We start from the raw sequence: 25,181 nt of genomic DNA on the forward strand, positions 1-25,181 counted from the left end.
GGCCTCCTAGCGGCGGATGCGGGTCATCTTCGGGTCGAAGAGGGGCTCGTCGGCGACCGTGGCGGGCACCTTCTCGCCGGCGTACTCGATGTGGACGGCCGTGCCGCTCGCAAGCGTCGGCAGCCAGGCGTACGCGACGCAGCGGCCCAGGGTGTAGCCGTACGACGCGCTGGTCACGTAGCCGGAGGGGGTGCCGTCGACGAGGACCGGCTCCTTGCCGAGGACGACGGCGGCGGGGTCGTCGAGGAGGAGCGGGGTGAGGCGGCGGGCGAGGTCCCCGGGGGCGCGTGAGCGGAGCGCGTCACGGCCGACGAAGTCCTTGTCCGGGCGGACGGCGAAACCGAGCCCCGCCTCGTAGGGGTCGTGCTCGTCGGTCATGTCGACGCCCCACGCGCGGTACCCCTTCTCCAGCCGCAGCGAGTTGAACGCCGAGCGGCCCGCGGCGATCACGCCGAGGTGCCGGCCCGCCTCCCACAGGGTGTCCCACAGCCGCAGGCCCAGATCGGCGGTGGTGTACAGCTCCCAGCCGAGTTCGCCGACGTAGCTCAGCCGCATCGCCGTGACCGGGACGTGCCCGAGGTACGTCCGCTTCGCCCGGAAGTAGCCGAACGCCTCGTGCGAGAAGTCGTCCTGGGTGAGCGGCTGGACGAGGTCGCGGGCCAGCGGCCCCCAGACTCCGACGCAGCAGGTGCCGGAGGTGATGTCGGCGATGTGGACGTCGTCGGGGGCGTGGCGCAGGAGCCAGTCGAGGTCGGCGGGGGAGTTGGCGCCGACCTGGAAGCGGTCGGGTGCGAGCCGGGCGACGGTGAGGTCGGAGCGGATGCCGCCGGTGTGGTCGAGGAGGAGCGTGTAGGTCACCGCCCCGGGCTTCTTGCGGAGGTTGTTGGTGGTCATGCGGTCCAGGAAGTCGAGGGCTCCCGGCCCGGTGACCTCCAGACGGCGCAGCGGGGTCATGTCGTAGAGGGCGACGTTCTCGCGGGTCGCCCTGGCCTCGGCGGCGGCGATGGGCGACCAGTGGCGGGCCGACCAGGCGTCGCGGGCGGGCAGGTCCAGCCCGTCGGCGAGGGCGGCATTGGCCTCGTACCAGTGCGGGCGCTCCCAGCCGCCGCCCTCCAGGAAGGAGGCGCCGAGCTGCTCCTGCCGGGCGTGGAAGGGGCTGACACGGAGGGGGCGGGGGTGCGCGAGGGGCTGGAGGGGATGGATGACGTCGTACACCTCGGCGAACTGCTGTGATCCGCGCTCCCGGATGTACGCCGGTGAGCGCTGCGCCTCCTCGAACCGCGTCAGGTCGCACTCGTGCACATCGAGTGACGGCCGGCCGTTGACCATCCACTCGGCGACGGCCTTGGCGACCCCGGCGGAGTGGGTGACCCAGACCGCCTCCGCCAGCCAGAAGCCGCGCAGGGCGCGCGACTCGCCGAGGACCGGCATGCCGTCGGGGGTGAAGGAGAAGACGCCGTTGAAGCCGGTGTCGATCTCGGTCGCGCGCAGGGCGGGGAGCAGCCGTCGGCACTCCTCCCAGCTGGGAGCCCAGTCCTCGGGGGTGAAGGGGTAGGACGACGGCATGTCCATGGTGCGGGCGCGCGCCTCGTCGTAGGAGGGGACCGCGAACGGGTCGACGGGCAGCGGCCGGTGCGCGTACGAGCCGATGCCGATGCGGTCGGTGTGTTCCCGGAAGTACAGGTCGCGGTCCTGGAAGCGGAGGATGGGGCGGGACGCCTCCCGCCGGCGGCCGCTCAGCTCCGCCAGCGGCTCGGTCTTCGCGTACTGGTGGGCGAGCGGTTGCAGCGGTACGTCGACTCCGGCCAGCCGTCCGATGACCGGGCCCCAGAAACCGGCCGCCGAGACGACGTGGTCGGCGGGGAAGGTGCCGCGGTCGGTGACCACGGCGGTGACACGGCCGCCCTCCTTCTCGATGCCGGTGACCGTGTGCCGGTCCAGGAAGCGGGCACCTCGGGCGACGGCCCGCTCCAGCTGGGCGCGGCACGCGAGCAGGGCGCGGGCCAGGCCGTCGTCGGGGGTGTGGAAGCCGCCGAGGACGACCGACTCGTCGATCAGCGGCCACAGCTCCTTGCAGCGGGCGGCGCCGACGACCTCGCCGCGGACGCCCCAGGAGGCGGCGTAACCGGCGCGTCGGTGCAGTTCGGCGAGGCGCTCCTGGGTGGTGGCGAGCTCCAGACCGCCGACCGGCTGGAAACAGGGGACGCCGTCGGCCTCCAGGGAGCCGAACTTCTCGACCGTGTACCGCGCGAACCGCGTGAGCGTCCTCGACGGGCTGGTCTGGAAGACGAGGCCCGGCGCGTGCGAGGTGGAGCCGCCGGGGGCGGGCAGGGGGCCCTGGTCGAGGACGGTGACGTCCGTCCAGCCGCGGGCGGTCAGCTCGTCGGCGAGGGAGCAGCCGACGATGCCGGCGCCGATGACGACCACGCGGGGGTTTGCGTTGCTGCTGCTCGATGGGGTGCGGGACATGCCCCTCCTTGCCGGGACGGGGGGAACGCGCGGGACGTTTGCCGGGGACGGCCGGCGCCACGGGGACGGGGAGGGCGGCGCTACCGGTGGACGGTGGATGGTGGCGCTACCGGGGGACGGCGGACCGCTCGGCGGCGATCGTCGTGTCCCGGCCGTGCCCGGTGTGGACGGCCGTGTCACCGGGCAGTGTGAACAGCCGCGTGCGCAGGGAGGCCTCGATGGTGGGGCGGTCCGAGAAGGAGCGGCCGGTGGCGCCCGGGCCGCCGTGGAAGAGCGTGTCGCCGGTGAACACGGCGGTCAGGGACGGCGCGTGGAACGAGCAGCTGCCCCAGGTGTGGCCCGGGGTGTGCAGCACGCGCAGCGCGGTCCCGGCGACCGTGAGGACCCGCCCGTCGGTCAGCTCGCCGTCCGGCTTGCGGGCGGGGTGGGTTGTAGGACCACAGCTCGTGGTCGCCGGGGTGGAGCAGCACCGGGGCGCCGGTCAGGGCGGAGAGGGCGGGCGCCGCGTCGATGTGGTCGTCGTGCGCGTGGGTGCACACGATCGCGGTGACCCGGCGTCCCGCCACCGCCTCGTGGATCGTACGGGCGTCATGGGCGGCGTCGACGACCAGTACCTCCTGGTCGTTCCCGACGAGCCAGACGTTGTTGCCGACGTCGAAGGTCTCGCCGTCGAGGGTGAAGGTGCCCCGGGTGACGACGCGCTCGACACGCACCCCGGGCGCGGTGCTCGCCCCGGGCGCGGCCCTCACAGCACCACCACCGAGCGCAGCACCTCGCCCCGTTGCATCTTGGCGAACGCCTCCTCCACCTGGCCGAGGGCGATGGTCTCGCTGACGAAGGCGTTCAGATCCAGCAGCCCGTACAGGTACTGGTCGATGAGGAACGGGAAGTCCCGGCTCGGCAGGCAGTCGCCGTACCAGGACGACTTGATGGCGCCGCCCCGCGAGAACACGTCGATCAGCGGAAGCTCGATCCTCATCCCGGGGGAGGGGACGCCGACCTGGACCAGCAGGCCCGCGTGGTCCCGCATGTAGAAGGCCTGCTCGAACGTCTCCGGGCGGCCGACCGCGTCGATCGCGATGTCCACGCCGTGGCCGTCGGTGAGCGCGCGGACCGCCTCGATCGGGTCGGTCCCCCGGGAGTTGACGGTGTGGGTCGCACCGAACTTCTCGGCCTGGTCGAGCTTTCTGTCGTCGATGTCCACGGCGATCACCTTCATGGCGCCGTTGAGGCAGGCACCGGCGATGGCCGCGTTGCCGACGCCGCCGCAGCCGATCACGGCGACCGAGTCGCCGCGGCCGACCTTGCCGGTGTTCACCGCGGCGCCGTAACCGGCCATCACCCCGCAGCCGATCAGCCCCGCCGCCTCGGGGCGGGCCGCCGGGTCGACCTTCACCGCCTGACCGGCCGCGACCAGCGTCTTCTCGGCGAAGGCACCGATACCCAGGGCGTTGCTGAGCGGGGTGCCGTCCGTGAGGGTCATCGGCTGGGCGGCGTTGCGGGACTCGAAGCAGTACCAGGGGCGGCCGCGGCGACAGGAGCGGCAACTGCCGCAGGGCGCCCGCCAGGCCAGCACCACGTAGTCGCCGGGGACGAGATCGGTGACGCCCGCGCCGACCGCCTCGATCGTGCCGGCCGCCTCATGCCCCAGCAGGAAGGGGAAGTCGTCGGTGATCGCGCCGTCCCGGTAGTGCAGATCCGTGTGGCAGACCCCGCAGGCCTGCACGGTCACCAGGACCTCTCCGGGGCCCGGATCGGGTACCACGATCGTCTGCACCTCGACGGGTGCGCCCTTTTTCACAGCGACTACGCCACGGACCTCGTGGGGCACGACAAGCTCCTCTGCTGTTGCGCACTGCACGATGGGTTGCGCGATGGGGAACATATTGAGAACGCCATCACGGGGCCGTCAAGGGGCGCGGGTTAACGCCCGGCAAAAGGAGCGCGAGGCCGGAAACCTCACGGACACGAAGAAGCGCGGGACCAGGGGTGTCCCGGTCCCGCGCCGCGGGTGGGGGAGGGGAAGGGGGAGGGAGGCCGCTGAGCGGGCGAGTGGTGCGGAGGGCCGGGTGGGCCGGGTCCTGCCGATGGCGTACCGGGCCGCGCGGGGGTTGTTCCGGGGTGTTTCCCTGCGTCAGAAGCCGTAGCCCATACGGCGCGACAGCTCGGCGCCCGCCGCCACCGTGCGCTTGGCCAGCTCCGGCAGCCGGTCGGGATTCAGCCGGTACACCGGCCCCGAGACGCTGATCGCGGCGATCACCTTGCCGTCGTGCGCCCGGATCGGCGCGGCCACGGCGGCGAGCCCCAGCTCCAGCTCCTCGATGGTGACCCCGTAACCCTGCTCCACCACGGCCTCCAGCTCGCCGCGCAACATGGACGCACCCGTGATGGTGCGCTCCGTGAAGCGGGGCAGCGGGCGGGCCAGCAGGCCTTCGCGCAGGGTGGGCGACATGTGCGCGAGCAGCACCTTGCCGCTGGAGGTGGCGTGCAGCGGGGTGCGCCGGCCGAGCCAGTTCTGCGCGGTCACGGACGCGGTGCCGCGGGCCTGCATGATGTTGACGGCCGCGTCGTCGTCCAGGACTGCGATGTTCACCGTCTCGCCCAGCTCGTCGGCGAGTTCCCGGCAGACCGGGACACCCTCCTGCGAGATGTCCAGCCGCACGGCCGCCGCTCCCGCCAGGCGCAGGACACCGGCCCCCAGGTAGTACTTGCCGCGGTCCTTCGCCTGGGCCACCAGGCCGCGGTTCTCCAGGACGCCGAGCAGCCGGAAGGCGGTGGACTTGTGCACGTCCAGCTCGTCGGCGATCTCGGTGACGCCCGCCTCGCCGATCCGGGCGAGGATCTCCAGGACGCTCACGGCGCGGTCCACCGACTGCACGGCGCTGGCGGCTCCCCTGCCGCCCTGCTTCGCCGTGCTCCCGGCTCTGTCCTCAGCGTGGTCGGACTGCTTCTGCGTGCGGGCCATAGCTCAACTCTCACCACCTGACGGCCCGGTTTGGGCCGCATCTGCGGGAAACCCTTGACGCGACGGTCGCCCCGCCCGGATTCTGTTGCGCATAGCGCTAGGAAATGCGCCATGCGAAACACATGTTACCGAAGCGTCCGGATCTCGGAAGAGGACGCCACACCGGGCCGACCGCGCGAACCGCCGCCGGACGGACCACCCACGGTCCGCCGACGGTCCACTCCCGCACGACGCCCGCCCCATAACACTCCCAGACTGCCTGGACCGAAAAGGTCCGGACCCGCGTGCCGGACCGAGAGGGGGGCCCGTGATACCCGTCTGCCGCCTCGAAGACCTCCCCGAGGGCGAGTCCGTCCGCGTCGAGACGACACCGCCCGTCGCCGTCTTCCACGCCGACGACGGCGTGCTGTACGCCATCGACGACACCTGCACCCACCAGGACGCCTCCCTCTCCGACGGCTGGCTCGAGGGCTGCCTGGTCGAATGCCCGCTGCACGCCGCCTCCTTCGACCTGCGCACCGGACAGCCGGCCTGCCTCCCGGCCCGCCGCCCGGTCCGCACCCACCGCGTCACCGTCGAGGACGGCGTGATCCACCTCCACCTCGCCGCGGAGGAGGGCACCGCCGCATGAACGCGGTGACATGGGCGACGGCTCGTCTCCGCTGCCCGGTCCCGCCGGCTCCGCCGTCCGCTGTCGCCACCGTCTCCGTCGTGCGGGCACCGGCAGCCTCGGCGCCCGCCTCTCACGCGCCCACCACCCCCTCCCTCCCTCGGAGGAGCCCCGCCCCATGAGGACCGTGACCGTGGTCGGAGCCTCCCTCTCCGGCCTCTACGCGGCGCGCGAGCTGCGCGCCCAGGGCTTCGACGGCCGATTGGTGATCGTCGGCGACGAGCCCCACGCGCCCTACGATCGGCCGCCCCTGTCAAAGGACTTCCTCACCGGCCGCGCCGACGAGAGTGCCCTCTCCCTCCTGGACGCCGGGGACCGCGCCGAACTGGACGCCGAGTGGCTGCTCGGCGTCCGCGCCCGCGCGCTCGACGCCCGGGGCCGCACCGTCCTGCTCGACGACGGCCGCACCGTCTCCACCGACGGTGTCGTCATCGCCACCGGCGCCTCGGCCCGCCGACTGCCCCGAGACGGTTTGTCCGGCGTCCACACCCTGCGCACCCTCGACGACGCCCGTGGGCTGCGCGAGGACCTCACTCACGGCCCGCGTCGGGTGGTCGTCGTCGGCGCCGGTTTCATCGGTGCCGAGACCGCCTCCGCGTGCGCCGCCCTCGGGCACGGCGTCACCGTCGTCGAAGCCGCGCCGCTGCCCCTGCTGCCCCAGCTCGGCGCCGAGCTGGCCGCCGTGTGCGCCGCACTGCACCGGCGCGGGGGAGTGGAGCTGGTGACCGGCGTCGGTGTGGCCGGTCTGCGGGGCACGGTCGCCGTGACCGGCGTGGACCTGTCCGACGGCCGCGTCCTCCCCGCCGATGTGGTCGTCGTCGGTATCGGCGCCACCCCCAACACCACCTGGCTGGCGGGCTCCACGCTCGCCCTGCACGACGGCGTCCTGTGCGACGACGGCTGTGTCACCTCCTTGCCGCAGGTGGTGGCCGTCGGCGATGTCGCCCGGGTGGGCGGCACCCGCGCGGAACACTGGACCTCCGCGACGGAACAGCCCCGCGTCGCCGTCGCCAACCTGCTCGCCGGACACACGGCCGGGACCGTGCGGTCCGTGCCCTACTTCTGGTCCGACCAGTACGGGGCGCGCATCCAGTTCGCCGGGCGGCGGCGGGAGGGAGACGCCGTGCGGATCGTCGAGGGAGACCCGGCCGGTCTCGTGGAGGCGGACCCGGCGCCCGGGGACCTCACCGGCGTGGCCGGGCCCGCTCCCGGACCGGGCCAGGCGCCTTCGGCGTCGACGGCTACGGCTACGGCTACGGCAAAGTCAACGTCGGCGTCGACGCCGGTGTCAACGTCCCCCGGCTTCCTCGCGGTCTACGAACGAGAGGGCCGTACCACCGCCGTGCTCGCCGTCGACCGCCCCCGGGCCTTCCTGCGGGCCCGGCGTGAGCTGAGTCGTGACCTCGGCCGTGACCTCGACCTCGCCCCCGAGCCGAGTCGCGAGCCCGGCCCCGAGGAGGCCTGGAAGGCGCCCTCACGGATGTGACAACTGCTCGGCGCCGCCGGGCCGGCGTATGCGCCCCTGCGCCCGCTCGGCGGCCCGGGCCTGCCGGCTCACCCGGCGCCGCTCGCGACGCAGCGCGCGGGCCGTGCTGCTCGGCGTCGACACGACACCGTTGCGCTGGTTCCACACCTGGCGCGTCACCCACACGTCGAGCACGGCCCAGGTGGCGACCACGGTGCTGGCCACGCTGCTGAGCACCATGGGGAACGCCAGCCAGGATCCGGCCAGAGTGCTCAGGAACGCCACCATCGCCTGTATCAGCGTCACCGAGATGATGAGCACCGCACGCACGGCCGCCGTGCGGACCGGGTCGGGCAGCCTGCGCCGTTTCGCCGGCTCCTCGACCCACAACGGCCGGTACCGCGGCCGCTCCCGACCGCCGCCCGGGTCGCCGGACGTGAGGACCCCCTCCGCGCCCGCCACGACCGTCTCGCTCCGCTCCACCGTGCCCATCACCGTGTCACTCCCCACCGCCAGCAGACCGCTCGCCCCGGTCCGAAGACCCGACTCCCCAGTGGCTGCCCGGCTTGCGCTGTTTTACGCCGCCCGGGTGCGGGATGCGGCTCCTGTGGCCGATTCCGCCCCCCATTCCCTGTCATGAAGGACGAACGACTCTCCGCGAAGATTCCCCGAGGTTTCCGCGAAGTTCCGCGAACGAAAAAATCCGGCCAATCGTCCGGTCACACCCGCCGCTTCCGGTCGCTTGCCCGCCGCCCGAATCGGGGAGGCAATCTCCCGCAATGACGGGACAACTCCCCATGTTCGGCCTCCGGTACGGAAGTTCGGCTTCCGGAACGGTCTTCGAGTTCGCTGTATGTCGGTAGTAGGCTCGCGCCGTTTGTTGACGCACATGTGTGCCCCCTGCCGGTGGGGGTCGAGCTGGGGGAGGCCATGCGCTTTCGCGGGAAGTCCATCCGCCGGAAGATCGTGGCGCTGCTTCTCGTGCCGTTGGTGTCCCTGACCGCGATCTGGGCCTTCGCGACGGTACTCACGGGCCGTGAGGCAGGCCGGCTGTTCAGTGCGTCGTCCCTCGTCGAGGAGATCGGCTACCCCACCGAGGACACCGTCCGCGTCCTCCAGCAGGAACGCCGCCAGACCCTCGTCCATCTCGCCGATCCCCGCGCCTCCAACGGCCTCGCCGCCCTCAAGCGCAGCCAGGCCGCCACCGACGCGGCCGTCGCCGAGATCCGCGGGAACGCCCGGGACTCCGACGTGCGCGACGCCCTGGGACAGGCCGGCACCGAGCGGCTGACGGCCGTACTGGACGCCTTCGACGGCATCGACGCGCTGCGCGGCAGCGTCGGCGACGGCACCGTCGACCGCGCCCAGGCCTTCACCCTGTACAACCGGCTGATCGATCCGTGCTATTCCCTGCTGGCCAACCTCCACGTCGTCGACAACGTGGAGATGGACACCCAGTACCGCGCCCTCGTCAATCTCTCCCGAGCCCGCGAACTCCTCTCCCGCGAGGACGCCCTGCTCGGCTCCGCCCTGGTCGTCGGCCGGCTCTCCCGCGACGAGGTCCGCCGCATCTCCGACCTGATCGCCCAGCGCACACTGCTGTACGACGTCAACCGGTCGCTGCTGCCGACGGCGGAACGGGACCGGTACGAGCGCTTCTGGAAGAACGCCGAGACCGCCCCCCTGCGAGTGGCCGAGGAGGCCGCCGTCGACGACCGGTCCGGCACCCCCGCCGGCGTCACCGCCCAGAGCTGGGACACCGCCGCCGGGAACGTCCTCGACAGGCTCGGCACCCTCGACGACGAAGCGGCCGACCGCTATCAGGAACGGGTCCGCCCGATCGCCACCGCCGTCATCGTCAAGTCGGTCGTCGCCTGCGCCCTCGGCCTGATCGCCCTGCTGGTCTCCCTCTTCGTCTCCGTACGCATCGGCCGCGGCCTCATCCGCGATCTGCGCCAGCTGCGCCTGGAGGCCCACGAGGCGTCCGGGGTGCGGCTGCCCAGCGTGATGCGGCGGCTGTCCGCGGGCGAGCAGGTCGACGTGGAGACCGAGGTGCCGCGCCTGGAGTACGACAAGAACGAGATCGGCGAGGTCGGCCAGGCCCTCAACACCCTCCAGCGGGCCGCTGTCGAGGCCGCCGTCAAGCAGGCCGAACTGCGCGCGGGAGTCTCCGAGGTGTTCGTGAACCTCGCCCGCCGCAGCCAGGTCCTGCTGCACAAGCAGCTGACCCTGCTCGACACCATGGAGCGCAGGACCGAGGACACCGAGGAACTGGCCGACCTGTTCCGCCTCGACCACCTCACCACGCGGATGCGCCGGCACGCCGAGGGCCTGGTGATCCTCTCGGGCGCGGCCCCGTCCCGGCAGTGGCGCAAACCGGTCCAGCTCATGGACGTCGTGCGCGCCGCCGTCGCCGAGGTCGAGGACTACGAGCGCATCGAGGTCCGCCGACTGCCGAGGATCGCCGTCACCGGTCCGGCCGTCGCCGACCTCACCCACCTCGTGGCCGAACTCCTGGAGAACGCCACCGTGTTCTCCCCGCCGCACACCGCCGTCCAGGTGGTGGGCGAACGGGTCGCCAACGGCTTCACTCTGGAGATCCACGACCGGGGCCTCGGCATGGCGGCCGAGGCGCTCCTCGACGCCAACCTCCGGCTCGCCGAGACACCGGAGTTCGAACTCTCCGACACCGACCGGCTCGGCCTGTTCGTGGTCAGCCGGCTCGCCCAGCGGCAGAACGTCCGCGTCTCGCTCCAGCCCTCTCCCTACGGTGGCACCACCGCCGTCGTCCTCATCCCCGACACACTGCTGACCGACGACGTCCCGGACACCAACGGCATCGGCTTCCGCCTCGACCGGCCCCGGCCCGCCAAGGATGCCGACGCCGAGGCGGGGCGCCGGAACGCGCTGTCCCCGGCGCCGGTCAAGCTGCCCGGCCTGCCCGCCTCGCTGCTCGACGGACCGGTGGAACTGGAGGCCCCGGTCGACCTCGACGTGATCGAGGACTTCCCCGGCGTCCTCGACAGCGACCAGAGCGAACGCGGCGGCCTCTTCCGCCCGCGCCGCTCCCTCGTCTCCGCGGACGAGGAGCCGCCGGGGGGCACCGGAGGGCGGCATCACACCCCCTCCTCCCGCACCCGCGGCGTTCCCGCGGGCGACGGCACCGACGAGGACGACCACCTGGACGCGCCCGTCCCCCTGCCCCGCCGCCGCACGCCCAAGCTGGTCAGCTCGCACGGGCGCCCGGTCACCGACCAGCGCCCCCGCCGCCTGGACCCGGACGACGAGCCCGCGGCCGGCCCCGGCCCGCGCCGCCCGGACCCGGACCGTACGGCCCCCCTCCCGACCCGCCGCCGAGGCAGCTCCCCGCTGGGCCGCGCCACCTCACCGGGCCACCGGGACGACCGTTCCGACTCGCGGGACCGCGTCGATCTCCCCTCCCTCCCGGCCCGCCGCGAAGACCGCGACGGCGGCGCGCACCTCCACGACGACGCGGACACCACGGCCTCCCCGGGCGGCCGCCGGAACGACCTGGACGCACCCTCGGCCGGAGGCACCCGCACCGGCGCGGGCACGCCGGCATCGGCGGGCGGCACGGGCGCTCGTACAGGGACCGGCACCCCAGCCCTGGCAGGAGGCGCAGGCACCGGCACCCCAGCCCCGGCCCGAGACACAGACACCGGCTCCGACGCCCTGCCCCGCCGGGTACGCCAGGCCAGCCTCGCGCCGCAGCTGAGGCAGGAACCGGCACGCCGTACCGACAACCGGGCGGCGCCCGCCGAGCGGGACGCCGACGAGGTCCGCAGCCGTATGGCCTCGCTCCAGCGGGGCTGGCGGCGCGGCCGCGAGGAGAACGCCGCGGGCGACGACGCCCACAGCGGCACAGCACCACACGGAACGACTAAGGGGGACGGTCGATGACCGCACCGAAGGCGACCGACCACGCCACCACCGGCCGGACCGGCGAGCTGAACTGGCTGCTCGACGATTTGGTGGACCGCGTCGCAAGCATCCGCAAGGCCGTCGTCCTGTCCGGCGACGGGCTGGCCACGGGGGTCTCCAAGGACCTGAGCCGCGAGGACGGCGAGCACCTGGCCGCCGTGGCGTCCGGGTTCCACAGCCTCGCCAAGGGCGTCGGCCGTCACTTCGAGGCGGGCGGCGTCCGCCAGACGGTGGTGGAGCTGGACGAGGCCTTCCTGTTCGTCACCGCCGCCGGCGACGGCAGCTGCCTCGCCGTGCTCTCGGACGCCGACTCGGACATCGGCCAGGTCGCCTACGAGATGACGCTCCTCGTCAAGCGGGTCGGCCCGCATCTGGCCACCGCTCCGCGCACCGATCTGCCCGCAGGCGGGTAGTGGGATGACATGAGCGCAGACGGTCAGGCAAGAAGCCACTGGTTCGACGACGAGGCCGGACCGGTCGTCCGCCCCTACGCCATGACGCGCGGCCGCACCAGCCATGCGGCCCAGCACCGTCTCGACCTGATCGCGGTGGTCGTCACAGAGCCCCACGCGGGCGACCCGGAACGGGACCCGGCGCTCTCCCCGGAGCACGTGGACATCGTCGGACTGTGCCGGGACGCCCCGCAGTCGGTCGCCGAACTCGCCGCCGAACTCGACCTGCCCATCGGCGTCGTCCGGGTCCTCATCGGCGACCTCGTGGACGCCGAACTCGTCCATGTGACCCGTCCGGTCCCCCCGGCCGAACTGCCGGACGAGAGCATTCTGCGCGACGTGATCAACGGCCTCCGAGCGCTGTGAGCGGCCCGGTCACCGCCGCGCGGAGGCTACCCCCCACCGCCCACCGACCTTCATCCAGCAGGAGCAGAGACCGATGATCTTCGGGCGTTCCCAGCGTGGCAAGCCCCCGGTCGAGCCCGTCACGCTCAAGATCCTCGTGGCCGGCGGCTTCGGCGTGGGCAAGACCACCCTCGTCGGCGCGGTCAGCGAGATCAGACCGCTGCGCACCGAGGAACTGCTCACCGAGGCGGGCCGTCCGGTCGACGACATCAGCGGTGTGGAGGGCAAGCACACCACCACCGTGGCGATGGACTTCGGCCGCATCACCCTCCGCGAGGACCTGGTGCTGTACCTCTTCGGCACGCCCGGCCAGGAGCGGTTCTGGTTCATGTGGGACGAGCTGTCCGAGGGCGCGCTCGGCGCCGTCGTCCTCGCCGACACCCGCCGCCTGGAGGACTGCTTCGCCGCCGTCGACTACTTCGAGCGGCGTTCCATCCCCTTCGTCGTCGGCGTCAACTGCTTCGAGGGCGCCGCCCGTTACCCGGCCGAGGACGTCCGCAGGGCGCTCGACCTGGACGACCACGTGCCCCTGGTGCTGTGCGACGCGCGCGACCGCGAGTCGGTCAAGGAGGTCCTGATCGGCGTCGTCCGGCATGCGATGGCCCACGCCGCGGAGCGCCGCCGGGCCGTCACGACCTGACGCGGAGCCCTGGGCACGGTACGGCCCGTACCCCCGCCGACTGGGGTACGGGCCGCAGGCCTGTTCGGATACCCCGTGCGTACGAAACTAGCCCCGTCGCCGTTCTCGGCCCAGTCGAAGCTCTTCTCCCCGGCCTTGCGCCAGTTGTGGTCCCGGAGAACAGGAAGTGTTCACCGGCGCCCAAGAGCCGTCAAGGTCGGCGACGGCAACGGTTCCCGGCCACGCGCGCGTACGCGCCCGCACAGCTGCCCCCAGCCAAGTGCCCGGAGCCAAGTACCCGGAGCCCGGCGCCCGGCGCCAAGTACCCGGAGCCCGGAGCCAGAAGCCAGAAGCCCGGAGCCAACTGCCCCGAGGCAGGTGCCGGCGCCCGGTTGCCCCGCGAGTCCCTGACAACCGCGCCGCCCCTGACGACCGGTCAGTTCCGTCCCGTCTCCCGCACCGGGCACCCCGGCTGCCGCGGCACCCCCTCCACGCCCCGCAGCACTTCGTGTCCCGGCAGCCCCGCACGGCCCAGGACCCAGCTCGCCCCGTTCAGCGCCTTGGCGGCCTTCTTCAGCGGCGCCAGACAGGCCGCCGCCTGCCGGTGGTCCGCCACACTGCCGGGCCCGCACACGACCGTGGCCAGGGACAGCGTCACCGGCCGCCCGCCCGCCGACCACGGGGCGTCCAGCACCGACGTGGCGAGCGGGCCGAGCCCTTCCGGGTCCGCCAGCACCAGGAAGTCGTCCCCGCCGATGTGCCCCACGCGGGCACTCCCCGACGCCGCGAGCTGCAACGCCTGCCCCACCGACCGGATCAGCTCGTCGCCCGCCGCGAACCCGGACCCGTCGTTCACCTGCTTGAAGTGGTCCACATCCAGCCAGCTCAGCGCGAACGCCCGCCCGTCCGCGATCCGCCGGTCCACCTCGCCGGTGATCGCGTCCGAACCCGGCAGCCGGGTCAGCGGGTTCAGCCCGGCCGCCTCCTCGACGCGGGACTCGGCCAGCGCCCGCACCAGGTCGGCGAGGCGCACGACGCCCACGCACCGCCCGTACGCGTCGACGACGGCCACGTCGTCCGACGTACGGTCCCGCTCGCCGTCCGCCACCACGTCCAGCACCTCCCACGCGGTGGCGTCGACCCCCACCGTCCGCGGCGGATCGCCCAGCTTGGCGGCGGGCCGGTCGGCGTACAGCGCGTGCCCGTACCGCCCCGACAGGGACAGCAGGAACCGGGACCGGTGCACCGAGCGGACCGGCACCCCGTTCCGGTCCACCAGGAGCACCCCGGACACGTCCGGCGACCCGGTCAGCAGCGACCGCACCTGGGACGCGGACGCGGTGTCCGGCAGCAGAGCGGCCGGCCGTACGAACTCCCGCACCGACGGCCCGGCCCGCGACACCCCGTCCGGGCCCAGGGAGCGGGGCGGCACGTACACGTCCGCCGCGGGCAGCCTGGCCGGCGGCGCGAACAGCGTGCCCTGGGCCAGCTGCGCCCCGGCCGACAGCGCGGCCGTGCACTGCAGTTCGGTCTCCACGCCCTCGACGGCGAGCAGCGCCCCCGACTCGTCGCACAGCGTCCGCATGGCCCGCACGGCGGCCGGCCGGGACAGCAGCGAGCCGTCCAGCTTCACCAGATCGGGCGCCAGGTCCGCGAGCAGCCGCAGGGGTACGTCGCCGTCTCCCACCCCGTCCGCGCTGACCCGGAAGCCCCGCTCCCGCAGGGCGGCCACCGCGTCCAGCAGGCCCTGCCGCGGCACATGGGCGTACGGCGGGACCACGTCCACGGTCACCTCCCAGGGCAGCCGCCCCGCCGCACGCACCGCGTCGTACAGCGGGGTGAGTCCGCCGAGGTCGGCGAGGGTCCCCGCGAACACGTTGACGTGCAGCGGCAGCAGGGTCTCGTGGCGCACCGCCGCCCGGACCGCCAGCACGGCCAGCCGGCCGTCGAGTTCCGGATCCCGGCGGGCTTCGGCCAGGATGTCGCCGGTTTCCGGGCGGGCGAGGATCTCCAGCGCGGCGACCCCGCCGGTGGACAGGTTGACCACCGGCTGGAAAGCGAAGCGGAGCGTGTCCGACCAGGAGTGCACGGGAGCATGATGTCGCCGCCCGCGCACGCCTTGGCGCAGTTCATGAGACGTTCACGCAGCATTCCTGGTCGATCACACAGCGTACGATCTCCTCGCGCCTGACAGAGCGGGCAGGTCTCAGCGCCCCGCGATCACCGCCGGCCCGTGTCCGAACAGCCCCCGGCCGGCCGTGATGCCGACCCGCGCCCCGGTGATCCGCCGGTCGTCCGCCTCCCCTTTCGACTGCCGGGTCGGCTCGCGGATCCGGGCGATCGCCCGGGCCGCACCGCTTCCCCCCAAGAACCGGATTCGCCGTCCCCAGGACCCGGAAGCACGGCGACCGTGACCCCGGGAACCGCCTCCCCGGAACCACGAGCCACCGGAGTACTTCCCCGCCGCCACCCAGGCCTGATAGACGCAGGGGACATGACACGAATCTCGCTCCTGGCCCGCCGCCTGGCCACCGCGGCCGCCACCCTGCTGGCCATGACCACCGCCGCCCCCACCGCCACCGCCCAGGCCGCGACCGACCCCACAGCGCCCCAGGACTTCGTCGCGCTGCGCACCGTGGACCGCACGATCCTCCAGGAGATGCGTTACTTCACCCCGCACAACTTCGTCGGCGAGCGCGTCGACGGCTACCGGCAACCCCTGTGCATCCTCACCCGCCCCGCCGCCGAAGCCCTCCGCCGGGCCCAGACGAAGCTGCTGCGCCAGGGCTACACCCTCAAGGTCTACGACTGCTACCGGCCGCAGCGCGCGGTCGACCACTTCGTCCGCTGGGCGAAGGACCTCGACGACCAGGCGATGAAGGGCGAGTTCTACCCGAAGGTCGACAAGACCCGGCTCTTCGCGGACGGCTACATCGCCGAGAAATCCGGCCACAGCCGCGGCTCCACCGTCGACCTCACGATCGTGGAACTCCCCGCCAGGCCCACCAAGCCGTACGTCCCGGGTCAGCCCCTGGTGCCCTGCTACGCCCCCCAGCACGAACGCTTCCCCGACAACTCCGTCGACATGGGCACCGGATACGACTGCTTCGACACCCTCTCCCACACCCTCGACCCACGCGTCCAGGGCGAGCAGCGAGCCAACCGGCTGCTGCTCAAGAGCACCCTCGAAGGCCTCGGATTCGTCAACCTCGCCGAGGAGTGGTGGCACTTCACCTACAAACCCGAGCCCTACCCGGACACCTACTTCGACTTCCCCGTGTCCGCGAAGTCCCTCACCCACCGCCGCTGACCCGCCACGCCACGGGACGCCCTCGCCATGATCGGATACAGTCCGCGGCGTGTCCGAACCCCAGCACACGAACTCCGGTCCCGGCTCGCACTGTCCGAGCTGCGGCGCGCCCTATGGAGAGGGCGTCTCCGACTGGCCCCGCACCTGCCCCTCCTGCGGCACCGTCGCCTACCGCAACCCCCTGCCGGTCGCGGTCGCCCTCCAGCCCGTGTACGACACCCAGGGCACGGCCCTCGTCGTCATCACCCGAACCGTGGCCCCCGCGCGCGGCGGTGTCGCCCTCCCCGGCGGCTACGTCGACCACCGAGAGGACTGGCGCCAGGCCGTCGTCCGCGAACTCGAGGAGGAGACCGGCATCGAAGCGGCGGCCCGCGACGTCCGCCTCATCGACGCCGCGTCCTCCCCGGACGGCCACCTGCTGCTGTTCGGACTCCTCCCGGAACGCCCCGTCCACGACCTGCCCGCCTCGGCCGCCACCGACGAAACGGAGGGCTGGCACCTCCTGCGCAGACCCGAAGAACTGGCCTTCCCCCTGCACACGCTGGCCGTCCGAGCCTGGTTCGAAGGCCGCTACGTCTGACTCTCACGCCTCCCCGAGCCCGCGAATCCGCACCGGGCAGGGCGGCTCGACCGCGCCGCCCTCACCCTCCCGCACGACCACCACCCGCCGGCCCGACCGGCGGGACACATAGCGCTCGACCTCCGGCTCCTCCCAGCCCTCACCGGCGTCCGGCACCACCAGCCCGCGGCCCGTCCGCCCCCGCGCGGGAGCCCACACCTCCAGCTCCAGACCGCCGTCGTCCCCCCGCACCGGAAGAACGGCACCCGCGCGCGCGAACACCGGGATCCGCGACAAGGGAGCGTCGACCAGCACCCGCGCCGGCCCCTCGTATGCGCGCTCCGTGACCGTGTCGTACCAGCGCCCGCGCGGCAGCCGCACCGCCCGCCGGTCCGTGCCGGGGGCGAGCACCGGCGCCACCAGGAGGCAGTCGCCCAGCAGGAAGGCGTCCTCGCAGTCGCGCAGCGCCCGCTCCTCCGGCGCGCCCCACCACACCGGCCGCACGTAGGGAGCCCCCGTGCGCCGGGCCAGATGCGCCAGCGTCACGAAGTACGGCAGCAGCCGCCGCCGCTCCAGCAGCGCCGCGCGCGCGTGCTCCAGCACCCCGGGCCCGAACTCCCACGGCTCCCTGCGCCCCGCCCGCAGACCCGCGTGGGTGCGGAACAGCGGCAGATACGCGCCGAGCTGGAACCAGCGCAGAAACAGCTCCGGATCGGGGCTGCCGTCGTAGCCGCCCACGTCCGGCCCCGAGTACGGCACCCCGCACAGCCCGAGCCCCATCACCAGCGACAGCGACGCCCGCAGCCCGTCCCAGCCCGTCGCCACATCACCCGACCACGTCCCGCCGTAGCGCTGCATCCCGACCCAGCCGGAGCGCGAGAAGACGAACGGGCGCTGTCGCGGCGCCAGCTCGGCCAGCCCTTCGTACCCCGCGCGGGCCATGCACAGCGCGTAGACGTTGTGCGCCTCGCGATGATCACCCCCACGCCCCTCCAACGCGTGCCGGGCCGAACGCGGCAGCGTCGTCTCGCCGAACGCCGCGAACGACGTCGGCTCGTTCATGTCGTGCCAGAACCCCGAGAAGCCCTGCGCCAGCCGCTCCTCGTAGAGGCGGCCCCACCACTGCCTCACGCGCGCGTGCGTGAAGTCCGGGAACACCGACTCCCCGGGCCACACCAGCCCCCGCACGAGCTGCCCCGAGGAGTCCCGCACGAAAGCGTCCTCCGCCGTCCCGCTGTCGTACACGGCGTCGCCCGGCTCGGCCTTCACCGCCGCGTCCACGATCGACACCAGCCGGATCCCGTCCTGCCGCAGCTCCTCCGCAAGCTGCGGCAGCTTCGCGAAACGGTCCGGATCGACGGTGAAGACCCGGTGCTCCTCGTAGTGATCGATGTCCAGGTGGACGGCGTCCAGGGGCAGACCCCGCTCCTGATAGCCCGCGACGATCCGCCGCACCTCCTGCTCGCTGCCGAAGCCCCACCGCGCGTGATGGTGACCGAGCGCCCACGCGGGCGGCAGCGCCGGCGCCCCCGTCAGCGAGGCCCAGGCGAGCAGCACGCGCGCGGGAGTGCCCACCACCACCCAGCAGCGCAGCGGACCACCGTCCATCCGCAGCTCGCTCAGCCCCGCCCGGTCATGACCCGAGCCGGCACCCTCCTCGCCCTCCCGCAGCAGCACCGTGCCGTCCCACGTGGTGTCGTGGAACACCAGATGCGTGCCCGCGTCGCTCACCACCCACTGCACCGGCATGGTGATGTACAGCGGATCGTCCCCGGGTACGAAGGCACGCCCGGGGTCGCTGTTCCACAGCCGGTAGGCGCCGTCCCGCAGCCGCGGCCCGGACGCCCGTCCGCCCAGCCCGAAGAACCGCGCGTCCGCCGGCACCTCCGACCGCTGCGTCCAGCGCGCCGGGCCCCCGCCGGCCGGCTCCCACCACCGAGGCGGCAGATCGCGGCGCAACGTCACTCCACCGGGGGTGCGCACCTCGATCGCGCCGAGCCGCGACACCACGACCGTCATCCGCTCGGCCACCACCCGCCAGCCGCCGTCCTTGTCCGGCTCCAGCACGGCCCGCGGATCGGGGTCCGGACAGCGGCCGACGAGCGCGTACGACGGCTCCGGACCGGCCCCGTCCCAGCCCCAGAAGACCGCCCCGCCCACCGTGACGGTGATCCGCAGCTCCGACCTGCCGAACCGCAGCGTGCCCCCGCCGGGCCCCGGCTCCGCCGACTCCAGGACACCGGGAACCCGCGCGCGCTCGGCGCCGCGCCGGGGCAGCCCCGCGACGTCGGCACGCTCCCTGCGCCAGGCCGCCCGTACGGTACGCAACCCCTGCGCCGCCCCCACAGAACCGACCGCCTTCAACGAACGCACCAGGTCACGACCGTCCATGCTGCTCACCCTGCCACTGTTCGGACGGTACGCGCGTCTCGTTCAACTGCCGTTCACCCGTGCCGGGACCACATCTTCACGAGACGGACTGTGTGGGGCACACCCTGGTGCTGAAGTCGATCACATGGCATCGTCCGTTGCAGCCGCGTCACGCGCACACCCCAGCACGTGCGCGGAGGACGCACACGACGCGCACAGTCCGGGAGCCGCCCCATGTCGACCGTGAACCCTCAGCCGCTCTGGCAGCCCGATCCGGAACGCATCGCCCAGGCGCAGATCACCAGGTTCCAGACCTGGGCCGCCGAGCACCACGGCGCCCCCGCCCAGGGCGGCTACGCCGCACTGCACCGCTGGTCCGTCGAGGAGCTGGACACCTTCTGGAAAGCCGTCACCGAATGGTTCGACGTCCGCTTCTCCACCCCCTACACGCGCGTGCTGGGCGACCGCGCGATGCCCGGCGCCCAGTGGTTCCCCGGGGCCACCCTGAACTACGCCGAACACGCCCTGCGCGCGGTGGCCACCCGCGCGGACGAACCGGCCCTCCTCTGTGTCGACGAAACCCATGAACCCCGCGCGGTGACCTGGTCCGAGCTGCGCCGCCAGGTGGGCTCCCTGGCCGCCGAGCTGCGCACCCTGGGCGTACGCCCCGGCGACCGCGTCAGCGGCTACCTCCCCAACATCCCGGAGGCCGTCGTCGCCCTGCTCGCCACGGCGGCGGTCGGCGGCGTCTGGACCTCCTGCGCCCCCGACTTCGGCGCCCGCAGCGTCCTCGACCGCTTCCAGCAGGTCGAACCGGTCGTCCTGTTCACCGTCGACGGCTACCGGTACGGCGGCAAGGAGCACGACCGCCGCGAGACCGTCGCCGAACTGCGCCGCGAGCTGCCCACCCTGCGCGCCGTCGTCCACATCCCGCTCCTGGGCACCGAGACCCCCGGGGGAGCCCTGGAATGGGCGGCCCTCACGGGCGCGGACGCGGACCCCGAGTTCGAGCAGGTCCCCTTCGACCACCCCCTGTGGGTCCTCTACTCGTCCGGCACCACCGGCCTCCCCAAGCCCATCGTCCAGTCCCAGGGCGGCATCCTCGTCGAGCACCTCAAGCAGCTCGGCCTGCACTCCGACCTGGGCCCAGCGGACCGTTTCTTCTGGTACACCTCGACGGGCTGGATGATGTGGAACTTCCTCGTCTCCGGCCTCCTGACCGGCACCACGATCGTCCTCTACGACGGCAGCCCCGGACACCCCGACACCGGTGCCCAGTGGCGGATCGCCGAACGCACGGGGGCCACCCTCTACGGCACCTCGGCCGCCTACGTCATGGCCTGCCGCAAGGCGGGGGTGCACCCCGCGCGGGACCACGACCTCTCCGCCGTGCGCTGCGTCGCGACCACCGGCTCCCCGCTCCCGCCCGACGGCTTCCGCTGGCTGCACGACGAGGTCCGCGACGACCTGTGGATCGCCTCCGTCAGCGGCGGCACCGACGTCTGCTCCTGCTTCGCCGGAGCCGTCCCCACCCTCCCTGTGTACATCGGCGAACTCCAGGCCCCCGGCCTGGGCACCGACCTCCAGTCCTGGGACCCGAGCGGTAAACCCCTGACCGACGAGGTCGGCGAACTGGTGGTCACCAACCCCATGCCGTCCATGCCGATCTACTTCTGGAACGACCCGGACGGCAGCCGGTACCACGACAGCTACTTCGACACCTACCCCGGCGTCTGGCGGCACGGCGACTGGATCACCGTCACCTCCCGCGGTTCCGTCGTCATCCACGGACGCTCCGACTCCACCCTCAACCGGCAGGGCGTCCGCATGGGATCGGCCGACATCTACGAAGCCGTCGAGCGCCTCCCCGAGATCAAGGAATCACTCGTCATCGGCGTCGAACAGCCCGACGGCGGCTACTGGATGCCCCTGTTCGTCCACCTGGCCCCCGGAGCCGTCCTCGACGACGCCCTCCTGAACCGCGTCAAGCGGACCATCCGCGAACAACTCTCCCCGCGCCACGTCCCCGACGAGATCATCGCGGTGCCCGGCATCCCGCACACCCTCACCGGCAAGCGCATCGAGGTCCCGGTCAAGCGCCTTCTCCAGGGCACCCCCCTGGAGAAGGCCGTCAACCCCGGCTCCATCGACAACCTCGATCTGCTGCACTTCTACGCGGACCTGGCCCGCGAGCGCGGCTGACCCCGCCCGCCCCGAGCACCCCTCCAGCGGCCTCGCACCCCCCCGGCGACCGGGCGGCTGGAGGCCGCTCGGACGCCGTTGTCAGTGCCGCCGGTTACGGTGAGTGAGCATTGATCGACTGCGTGCACAGGGGGAAACATGACGCACACCGACAGCATGACCATGCGACGCGTCCTGCGCCGCGAAATCGCCGGCACCATCGGCCTGCTCACCGACGAGCACGACTTCCGTGCCATGCGGCGCTATCGCACCTTCACCTTCGAGGACCACCGGACCTACCTCCAGCAGGTCGAGGCACTGCTCCAGACCCGAGCCGCCCAGGGCACCCACACCACGGTCGCCCTCTTCGACCCACAGGAATACGCCGACTACTGCGCCGACCAGGGCCTGGACCCCGACGTCCCGGCCAGCCGCAGCCGCTTCACCGCAGAACTGGCCGCCACCGGCCCCACCGTTCCCTACGAGGGCCAGCCCCTCACCGACCTCGTCCCCGCCCTCGTCGACGAAGCCGTTCGACAGGCGACCTGGGACTACGCCTCCGCCCTTCTGGCCCGCCTCGGCTCCTGCGCGACCTGCGGCGAGGACCTCGGGCGCTCCGCCTTCACCCGGGCCTCGGCCCTCCTCCTCCGCATCCTCGACACCGCCCCACCCGGCCACCGGCACCTCGTCTGCAGCGTTTCCGGAACCCCCGAGACCCTCGTCGCCGTCCTGCACGCCGACGACCGCGACGACGCCACGGAACTCGACGAGGCCGAGGCCCTCGAATTCACCACCGTCCTGGCCCTCGGCATCGCCACCCGCAGCCCCGGCGGACTCGTGATGCGCACCAGCGCGCCCGGCACAGCCGACCGCGTCTACGGGTGGCGGCTGCGCGGCGACGGGCTCGAACCCCTCACCGCCGGCGAGGTCTTCGACGCCTACTGCACCGACGTGGAATCCGGAGACCTGATCTCACCCGAATCCGGAGTCGACTACTGCGAGCCACCCGACCTCGGCGACGACGGACCGGCACCGCACCACCAGCACTGAACGCGCCAGGGGCGCCCCACCCGAAGGCGGGGCGCCCCTGGGCCCGGCAGACCTCACCGGCCCAGCCGGACTACTCGCCGGACAGCACCGCCTGAGCGGCGCCGCGCGCCTCCTCGGCCGTGTCCGTGGCCCGCGCGGCCGCAGCCGCCCGCTCGCACTGCGCCAGCGTGTACTTCGCCAGCGTCGCCCGCACGTAGGGAATCGACGCCGCGCCCATGGACAGGGAGGTGACCCCCAGACCGGTCAGCACACAGGCGAGCAGCGGATCGGACGCCGCCTCACCGCACACACCACAGCTCTTGCCCTCGGCCTTCGCCGCCTCGGCGGACAGCGCGACCAGGTCGAGCAGCGCCGGCTGCCACGGGTCCTGCAGCCGGGACACCGCACCCACCTGCCGGTCGGCGGCGAAGGTGTACTGTGCGAGGTCGTTCGTCCCCAGCGACAGGAACTCGACCTCCTGGAGGATCGAGCGCGCCCGCAGCGCGGCCGACGGGATCTCCACCATGGCACCGAACTTCGCCCGCAGCCCCGCCGCCCGGCACGCGTCGGCGAACGCCTTGGCGTCGATACGGTCCGCCACCATCGGGGCCATCACCTCGAGGTGGACCGGCAGACCCTCGGCCGCCTTGGCCAGCGCCGTCAGCTGGGTGCGCAGCACCTCGGGGTGGTCCAGCAGCGTCCGCAGCCCGCGCACACCGAGCGCCGGGTTCGGCTCGTCCGCCGGGGTCAGGAAGTCCAGGGGCTTGTCCGCACCCGCGTCCAGCACCCGCACCACGACCCGGCCCTCGGGGAACGCCTCGAGCACCTGCCGGTAGGCCTCGACCTGCTTCTCCTCGGAAGGAGCCTTCTTGTCGTCGTCCAGGAACAGGAACTCGGTCCGGAAGAGACCCACACCCTCCGCACCGGCCTCGACCGCCGCGGCCACATCCGCGGGCCCGCCGATGTTGGCCAGCAGCGGCACCTTGTGTCCGTCGGACGTCGCCCCCGGCCCCGTCGACGCCGCCAGCGCGGCCCTGCGCTCCGCGGCCGCCGCCTCCAGCTGCGCCTTCTTCTCCTCGGTCGGGTTCACGAATATCTCACCGGTACTGCCGTCGACGGCGACGACCGTCCCCTCGGCGAGCTCACCGGCACCCGGCAGCGCCACCACGGCCGGCACACCGAGCGCGCGCGCCAGGATCGCGCTGTGGCTGGTCGGCCCGCCCTCCTCGGTGACGAAGCCCAGCACCAGCGTCGGGTCCAGCAGCGCCGTGTCCGCCGGCGCCAGGTCACGGGCGACCAGGACATACGGCTCGTCGCTGTCCGGCACACCGGGCATCGGCACGCCCAGCAGACGGGCGACGATACGATTCCGCACGTCGTCGAGGTCGGCGACGCGACCGGCCAGGTACTCACCGGCACCGGCCAGTAGATCCCGATAGGCGGCGAACGCGTCGTACACCGCACGCTCGGCCGTGCTGCCCACGGCGATCCGCCGGTCCACGTCCGCGATCAGCTCGGGGTCCTGGGCCATCATGGCCTGCGCCTCGAGCACCGCCTGGGCTTCGCCCCCCGCCAGATTGCCGCGCGCCATCAGGTCGGCGGCCACAGCGTCCACGGCCTGGCGAGCGCGCCCCTGCTCACGTTCCGCCTCCTCGGCCGGGATCTGCTTCGCGGGCGGTTCGAGCACCGCCGTTCCCATGTGCCGAACCTCGCCGATCGCCACACCGTGGCTCACGCCGACGCCTCGCAGCGTTGTCTCCATCTCACCCGTCTCCGATAGTGCGGCGGGCCCCGCCGCCGCGGTGGTTGTCCTGCCTGGCCGTCCTGGGACGGCAGTGACGTCACTTCCAGACGAAGAGACTGTCGCCGACCTTGATGTCGCCGTCGTCGCGAAGCTCGGAGAGCGCCTCGGCGGTGGCCTCCAGCGCCACGACGGGGCAGACGGGGGACTTGCCCGCCGCCTCCACGGCCGCCGGGTCCCAGCGCACGACGGCCTGGCCACGCGTCACGGTGTCGCCCTTGTTCACCAGCAGCTCGAAGCCCTCGCCGTTGAGCTGCACGGTGTCGATACCGAGGTGGGTGAGCACCCCGTGCCCCTCGGGGTCGACGACCACGAACGCGTGGGGATGGAGAGAAACGATGACTCCGTCGACGGGGGAGACCGCCTCGGAGGGCTCGCGTACGGGATCGATGGCGGTGCCCGGGCCGACCATGGCCCCGGAGAAGACCGGATCCGGAACAGCTGCCAGTCCGATGGCGCGTCCGGCCAGCGGGGACGTCACGATGGTCATGGGAAGCCTCCCAAGGGTGGAGATACATGGGCCGTCACTGCCTGTCCCGACGGCGCACTGAGCAGCAGCGTATGTCACAGGAAGTGCCGGTTCCGCACGATAGCTGCTGGATAGAGGTCTAGACCACCTCCTCGCGGGATTTGCACCCGCTCGAAGGCCCCGTGTACAGTCGTACTCCTGCCGAGGCCGAGCGACGCGATCAGTGTCCCCGCCCGGCGGCACCCAACTTGTCAGATCCTATCTCGGGGTCTCCTTCTGCATGCCTGCGGGAGGGTGGTCTGAGAGACGGAAAAACACTGATAGAGTTGGGAACACCGAAGGGAAGCGCCCGGAGGAAAGCCCGAGAGGGTGAGTACAAAGGAAGCGTCCGTTCCTTGAGAACTCAACAGCGTGCCAAAAGTCAACGCCAGATATGTTGATACCCCGTCCATCGGATCTCCGATGGTCGAGGTTC

At 72.8% G+C, this 25,181-nt stretch carries 18 protein-coding genes and 1 pseudogene; 10 read left to right on the forward strand and 9 right to left on the reverse strand.

The window, feature by feature from the left end:
• Positions 1-6 precede the first annotated feature (6 nt).
• The 4 genes and pseudogenes from VE614_RS23825 to VE614_RS23840 form a co-directional block, all read right to left on the reverse strand.
• Positions 7-2,469, reverse strand: a complete 2,463-nt coding sequence (locus VE614_RS23825; RefSeq protein WP_324940761.1) for a GcvT family protein — start codon at positions 2,467-2,469, stop codon at positions 7-9.
• A gap of 106 nt (positions 2,470-2,575) precedes the next feature.
• Positions 2,576-3,218 (reverse strand): annotated as a pseudogene (locus tag VE614_RS23830) (MBL fold metallo-hydrolase).
• Entirely contained in the window at positions 3,215-4,300 is a 1,086-nt protein-coding gene (locus VE614_RS23835) for an S-(hydroxymethyl)mycothiol dehydrogenase (protein ID WP_324940764.1), read from the reverse strand. The pseudogene VE614_RS23830 and the gene VE614_RS23835 overlap by 4 nt, the downstream one beginning before the upstream one ends.
• Positions 4,301-4,603: 303 nt before the next feature.
• Positions 4,604-5,434, reverse strand: a complete 831-nt coding sequence (locus tag VE614_RS23840) for an IclR family transcriptional regulator (protein WP_324940767.1) — start codon at positions 5,432-5,434, stop codon at positions 4,604-4,606.
• A gap of 307 nt (positions 5,435-5,741) precedes the next feature.
• Here VE614_RS23840 and VE614_RS23845 point away from each other — a divergent pair, with 307 nt between their 5' ends.
• Entirely contained in the window at positions 5,742-6,065 is a 324-nt protein-coding gene (locus VE614_RS23845) for a bifunctional 3-phenylpropionate/cinnamic acid dioxygenase ferredoxin subunit (RefSeq protein ID WP_324940770.1), read from the forward strand.
• A 157-nt stretch (positions 6,066-6,222) separates the two neighbouring features.
• On the forward strand, positions 6,223-7,590 hold the full coding sequence (locus VE614_RS23850) for an FAD-dependent oxidoreductase (RefSeq protein ID WP_324940773.1): 1,368 nt from the start codon (positions 6,223-6,225) through the stop codon (positions 7,588-7,590).
• On the opposite strand, the gene VE614_RS23855 is transcribed toward VE614_RS23850, so the two are convergent.
• Positions 7,579-8,061: a hypothetical protein gene (locus VE614_RS23855; protein ID WP_324940776.1), complete on the reverse strand. Its 483-nt coding sequence runs from the start codon at positions 8,059-8,061 to the stop codon at positions 7,579-7,581. The genes VE614_RS23850 and VE614_RS23855 overlap by 12 nt on opposite strands.
• Before the next feature lie 438 nt (positions 8,062-8,499).
• On the opposite strand from VE614_RS23855, the gene VE614_RS23860 reads away from it, so the two are divergent.
• From VE614_RS23860 to VE614_RS23875, 4 genes are all read left to right on the forward strand, one after another.
• Positions 8,500-11,490, forward strand: coding sequence for a nitrate- and nitrite sensing domain-containing protein (locus VE614_RS23860; protein WP_324940779.1), 2,991 nt, complete (start codon positions 8,500-8,502; stop codon positions 11,488-11,490).
• Entirely contained in the window at positions 11,487-11,924 is a 438-nt protein-coding gene (locus tag VE614_RS23865; RefSeq protein WP_324940782.1) for a roadblock/LC7 domain-containing protein, read from the forward strand. The genes VE614_RS23860 and VE614_RS23865 overlap by 4 nt, the downstream gene beginning before the upstream one ends.
• A gap of 9 nt (positions 11,925-11,933) precedes the next feature.
• The gene (locus VE614_RS23870) at positions 11,934-12,329 is read left to right on the forward strand and encodes a DUF742 domain-containing protein (RefSeq protein ID WP_324940785.1); all 396 of its coding nucleotides are present in this window, start codon (positions 11,934-11,936) and stop codon (positions 12,327-12,329) included.
• Between the two features lie 73 nt (positions 12,330-12,402).
• A complete protein-coding gene (locus tag VE614_RS23875) occupies positions 12,403-13,008 on the forward strand; it encodes an ATP/GTP-binding protein (protein WP_324940788.1) in 606 nt (201 codons plus the stop codon).
• Positions 13,009-13,423: 415 nt separating this feature from the next.
• Here the strand turns inward: VE614_RS23875 and VE614_RS23880 are convergent, their stop codons facing one another.
• Positions 13,424-15,076, reverse strand: coding sequence for a GGDEF domain-containing protein (locus VE614_RS23880; protein WP_324940791.1), 1,653 nt, complete (start codon positions 15,074-15,076; stop codon positions 13,424-13,426).
• A gap of 405 nt (positions 15,077-15,481) precedes the next feature.
• Here VE614_RS23880 and VE614_RS23890 point away from each other — a divergent pair, with 405 nt between their 5' ends.
• Both VE614_RS23890 and VE614_RS23895 read left to right on the forward strand, forming a co-directional pair.
• A complete protein-coding gene (locus VE614_RS23890) occupies positions 15,482-16,297 on the forward strand; it encodes a M15 family metallopeptidase (RefSeq protein ID WP_324940794.1) in 816 nt (271 codons plus the stop codon).
• Positions 16,298-16,346: 49 nt separating this feature from the next.
• On the forward strand, positions 16,347-16,877 hold the full coding sequence (locus VE614_RS23895; protein ID WP_324940797.1) for an NUDIX domain-containing protein: 531 nt from the start codon (positions 16,347-16,349) through the stop codon (positions 16,875-16,877).
• A 3-nt stretch (positions 16,878-16,880) separates the two neighbouring features.
• Here VE614_RS23895 and VE614_RS23900 read toward each other — a convergent pair whose 3' ends face one another.
• Entirely contained in the window at positions 16,881-19,247 is a 2,367-nt protein-coding gene (locus tag VE614_RS23900) for a TIM-barrel domain-containing protein (RefSeq protein ID WP_324940822.1), read from the reverse strand.
• Between the two features lie 213 nt (positions 19,248-19,460).
• Here VE614_RS23900 and VE614_RS23905 point away from each other — a divergent pair, with 213 nt between their 5' ends.
• Positions 19,461-21,428, forward strand: a complete 1,968-nt coding sequence (locus VE614_RS23905) for an acetoacetate--CoA ligase (RefSeq protein WP_324940800.1) — start codon at positions 19,461-19,463, stop codon at positions 21,426-21,428.
• 138 nt (positions 21,429-21,566) lie between these two features.
• The gene (locus VE614_RS23910; RefSeq protein ID WP_324940802.1) at positions 21,567-22,457 is read left to right on the forward strand and encodes a hypothetical protein; all 891 of its coding nucleotides are present in this window, start codon (positions 21,567-21,569) and stop codon (positions 22,455-22,457) included.
• Between the two features lie 70 nt (positions 22,458-22,527).
• Here VE614_RS23910 and ptsP read toward each other — a convergent pair whose 3' ends face one another.
• Together ptsP and VE614_RS23920 are read right to left on the reverse strand one after the other, a co-directional pair.
• Positions 22,528-24,198 carry a phosphoenolpyruvate--protein phosphotransferase gene (gene ptsP / locus VE614_RS23915; protein WP_324940805.1) on the reverse strand — a complete coding sequence of 557 codons (1,671 nt, stop codon included), beginning with the start codon at positions 24,196-24,198 and terminating at the stop codon, positions 22,528-22,530.
• Positions 24,199-24,277: 79 nt separating this feature from the next.
• Positions 24,278-24,727, reverse strand: coding sequence for a PTS glucose transporter subunit IIA (locus VE614_RS23920; RefSeq protein ID WP_324940808.1), 450 nt, complete (start codon positions 24,725-24,727; stop codon positions 24,278-24,280).
• Positions 24,728-25,181 lie beyond the last annotated feature (454 nt).

It is taken from the genome of Streptomyces sp., assembly GCF_035645055.1.
In the GTDB taxonomy this organism is placed as follows: Bacteria; Actinomycetota; Actinomycetes; order Streptomycetales; family Streptomycetaceae; genus Streptomyces.

Coding starts and splice junctions, on each gene's coding strand:
- ptsP (WP_324940805.1), bottom strand. CDS start 24,198: ATGGAGACAACGCTGCGAGGCGTCGGCGTGAGCCACGGTGTGGCGATC.
- VE614_RS23910 (WP_324940802.1), top strand. CDS start 21,567: ATGACGCACACCGACAGCATGACCATGCGACGCGTCCTGCGCCGCGAA.
- VE614_RS23875 (WP_324940788.1), top strand. CDS start 12,403: ATGATCTTCGGGCGTTCCCAGCGTGGCAAGCCCCCGGTCGAGCCCGTC.
- VE614_RS23860 (WP_324940779.1), top strand. CDS start 8,500: ATGCGCTTTCGCGGGAAGTCCATCCGCCGGAAGATCGTGGCGCTGCTT.
- VE614_RS23900 (WP_324940822.1), bottom strand. CDS start 19,247: ATGGACGGTCGTGACCTGGTGCGTTCGTTGAAGGCGGTCGGTTCTGTG.
- VE614_RS23890 (WP_324940794.1), top strand. CDS start 15,482: ATGACACGAATCTCGCTCCTGGCCCGCCGCCTGGCCACCGCGGCCGCC.
- VE614_RS23905 (WP_324940800.1), top strand. CDS start 19,461: ATGTCGACCGTGAACCCTCAGCCGCTCTGGCAGCCCGATCCGGAACGC.
- VE614_RS23840 (WP_324940767.1), bottom strand. CDS start 5,434: ATGGCCCGCACGCAGAAGCAGTCCGACCACGCTGAGGACAGAGCCGGG.
- VE614_RS23865 (WP_324940782.1), top strand. CDS start 11,487: ATGACCGCACCGAAGGCGACCGACCACGCCACCACCGGCCGGACCGGC.
- VE614_RS23825 (WP_324940761.1), bottom strand. CDS start 2,469: ATGTCCCGCACCCCATCGAGCAGCAGCAACGCAAACCCCCGCGTGGTC.
- VE614_RS23855 (WP_324940776.1), bottom strand. CDS start 8,061: ATGGGCACGGTGGAGCGGAGCGAGACGGTCGTGGCGGGCGCGGAGGGG.
- VE614_RS23920 (WP_324940808.1), bottom strand. CDS start 24,727: ATGACCATCGTGACGTCCCCGCTGGCCGGACGCGCCATCGGACTGGCA.
- VE614_RS23870 (WP_324940785.1), top strand. CDS start 11,934: ATGAGCGCAGACGGTCAGGCAAGAAGCCACTGGTTCGACGACGAGGCC.
- VE614_RS23850 (WP_324940773.1), top strand. CDS start 6,223: ATGAGGACCGTGACCGTGGTCGGAGCCTCCCTCTCCGGCCTCTACGCG.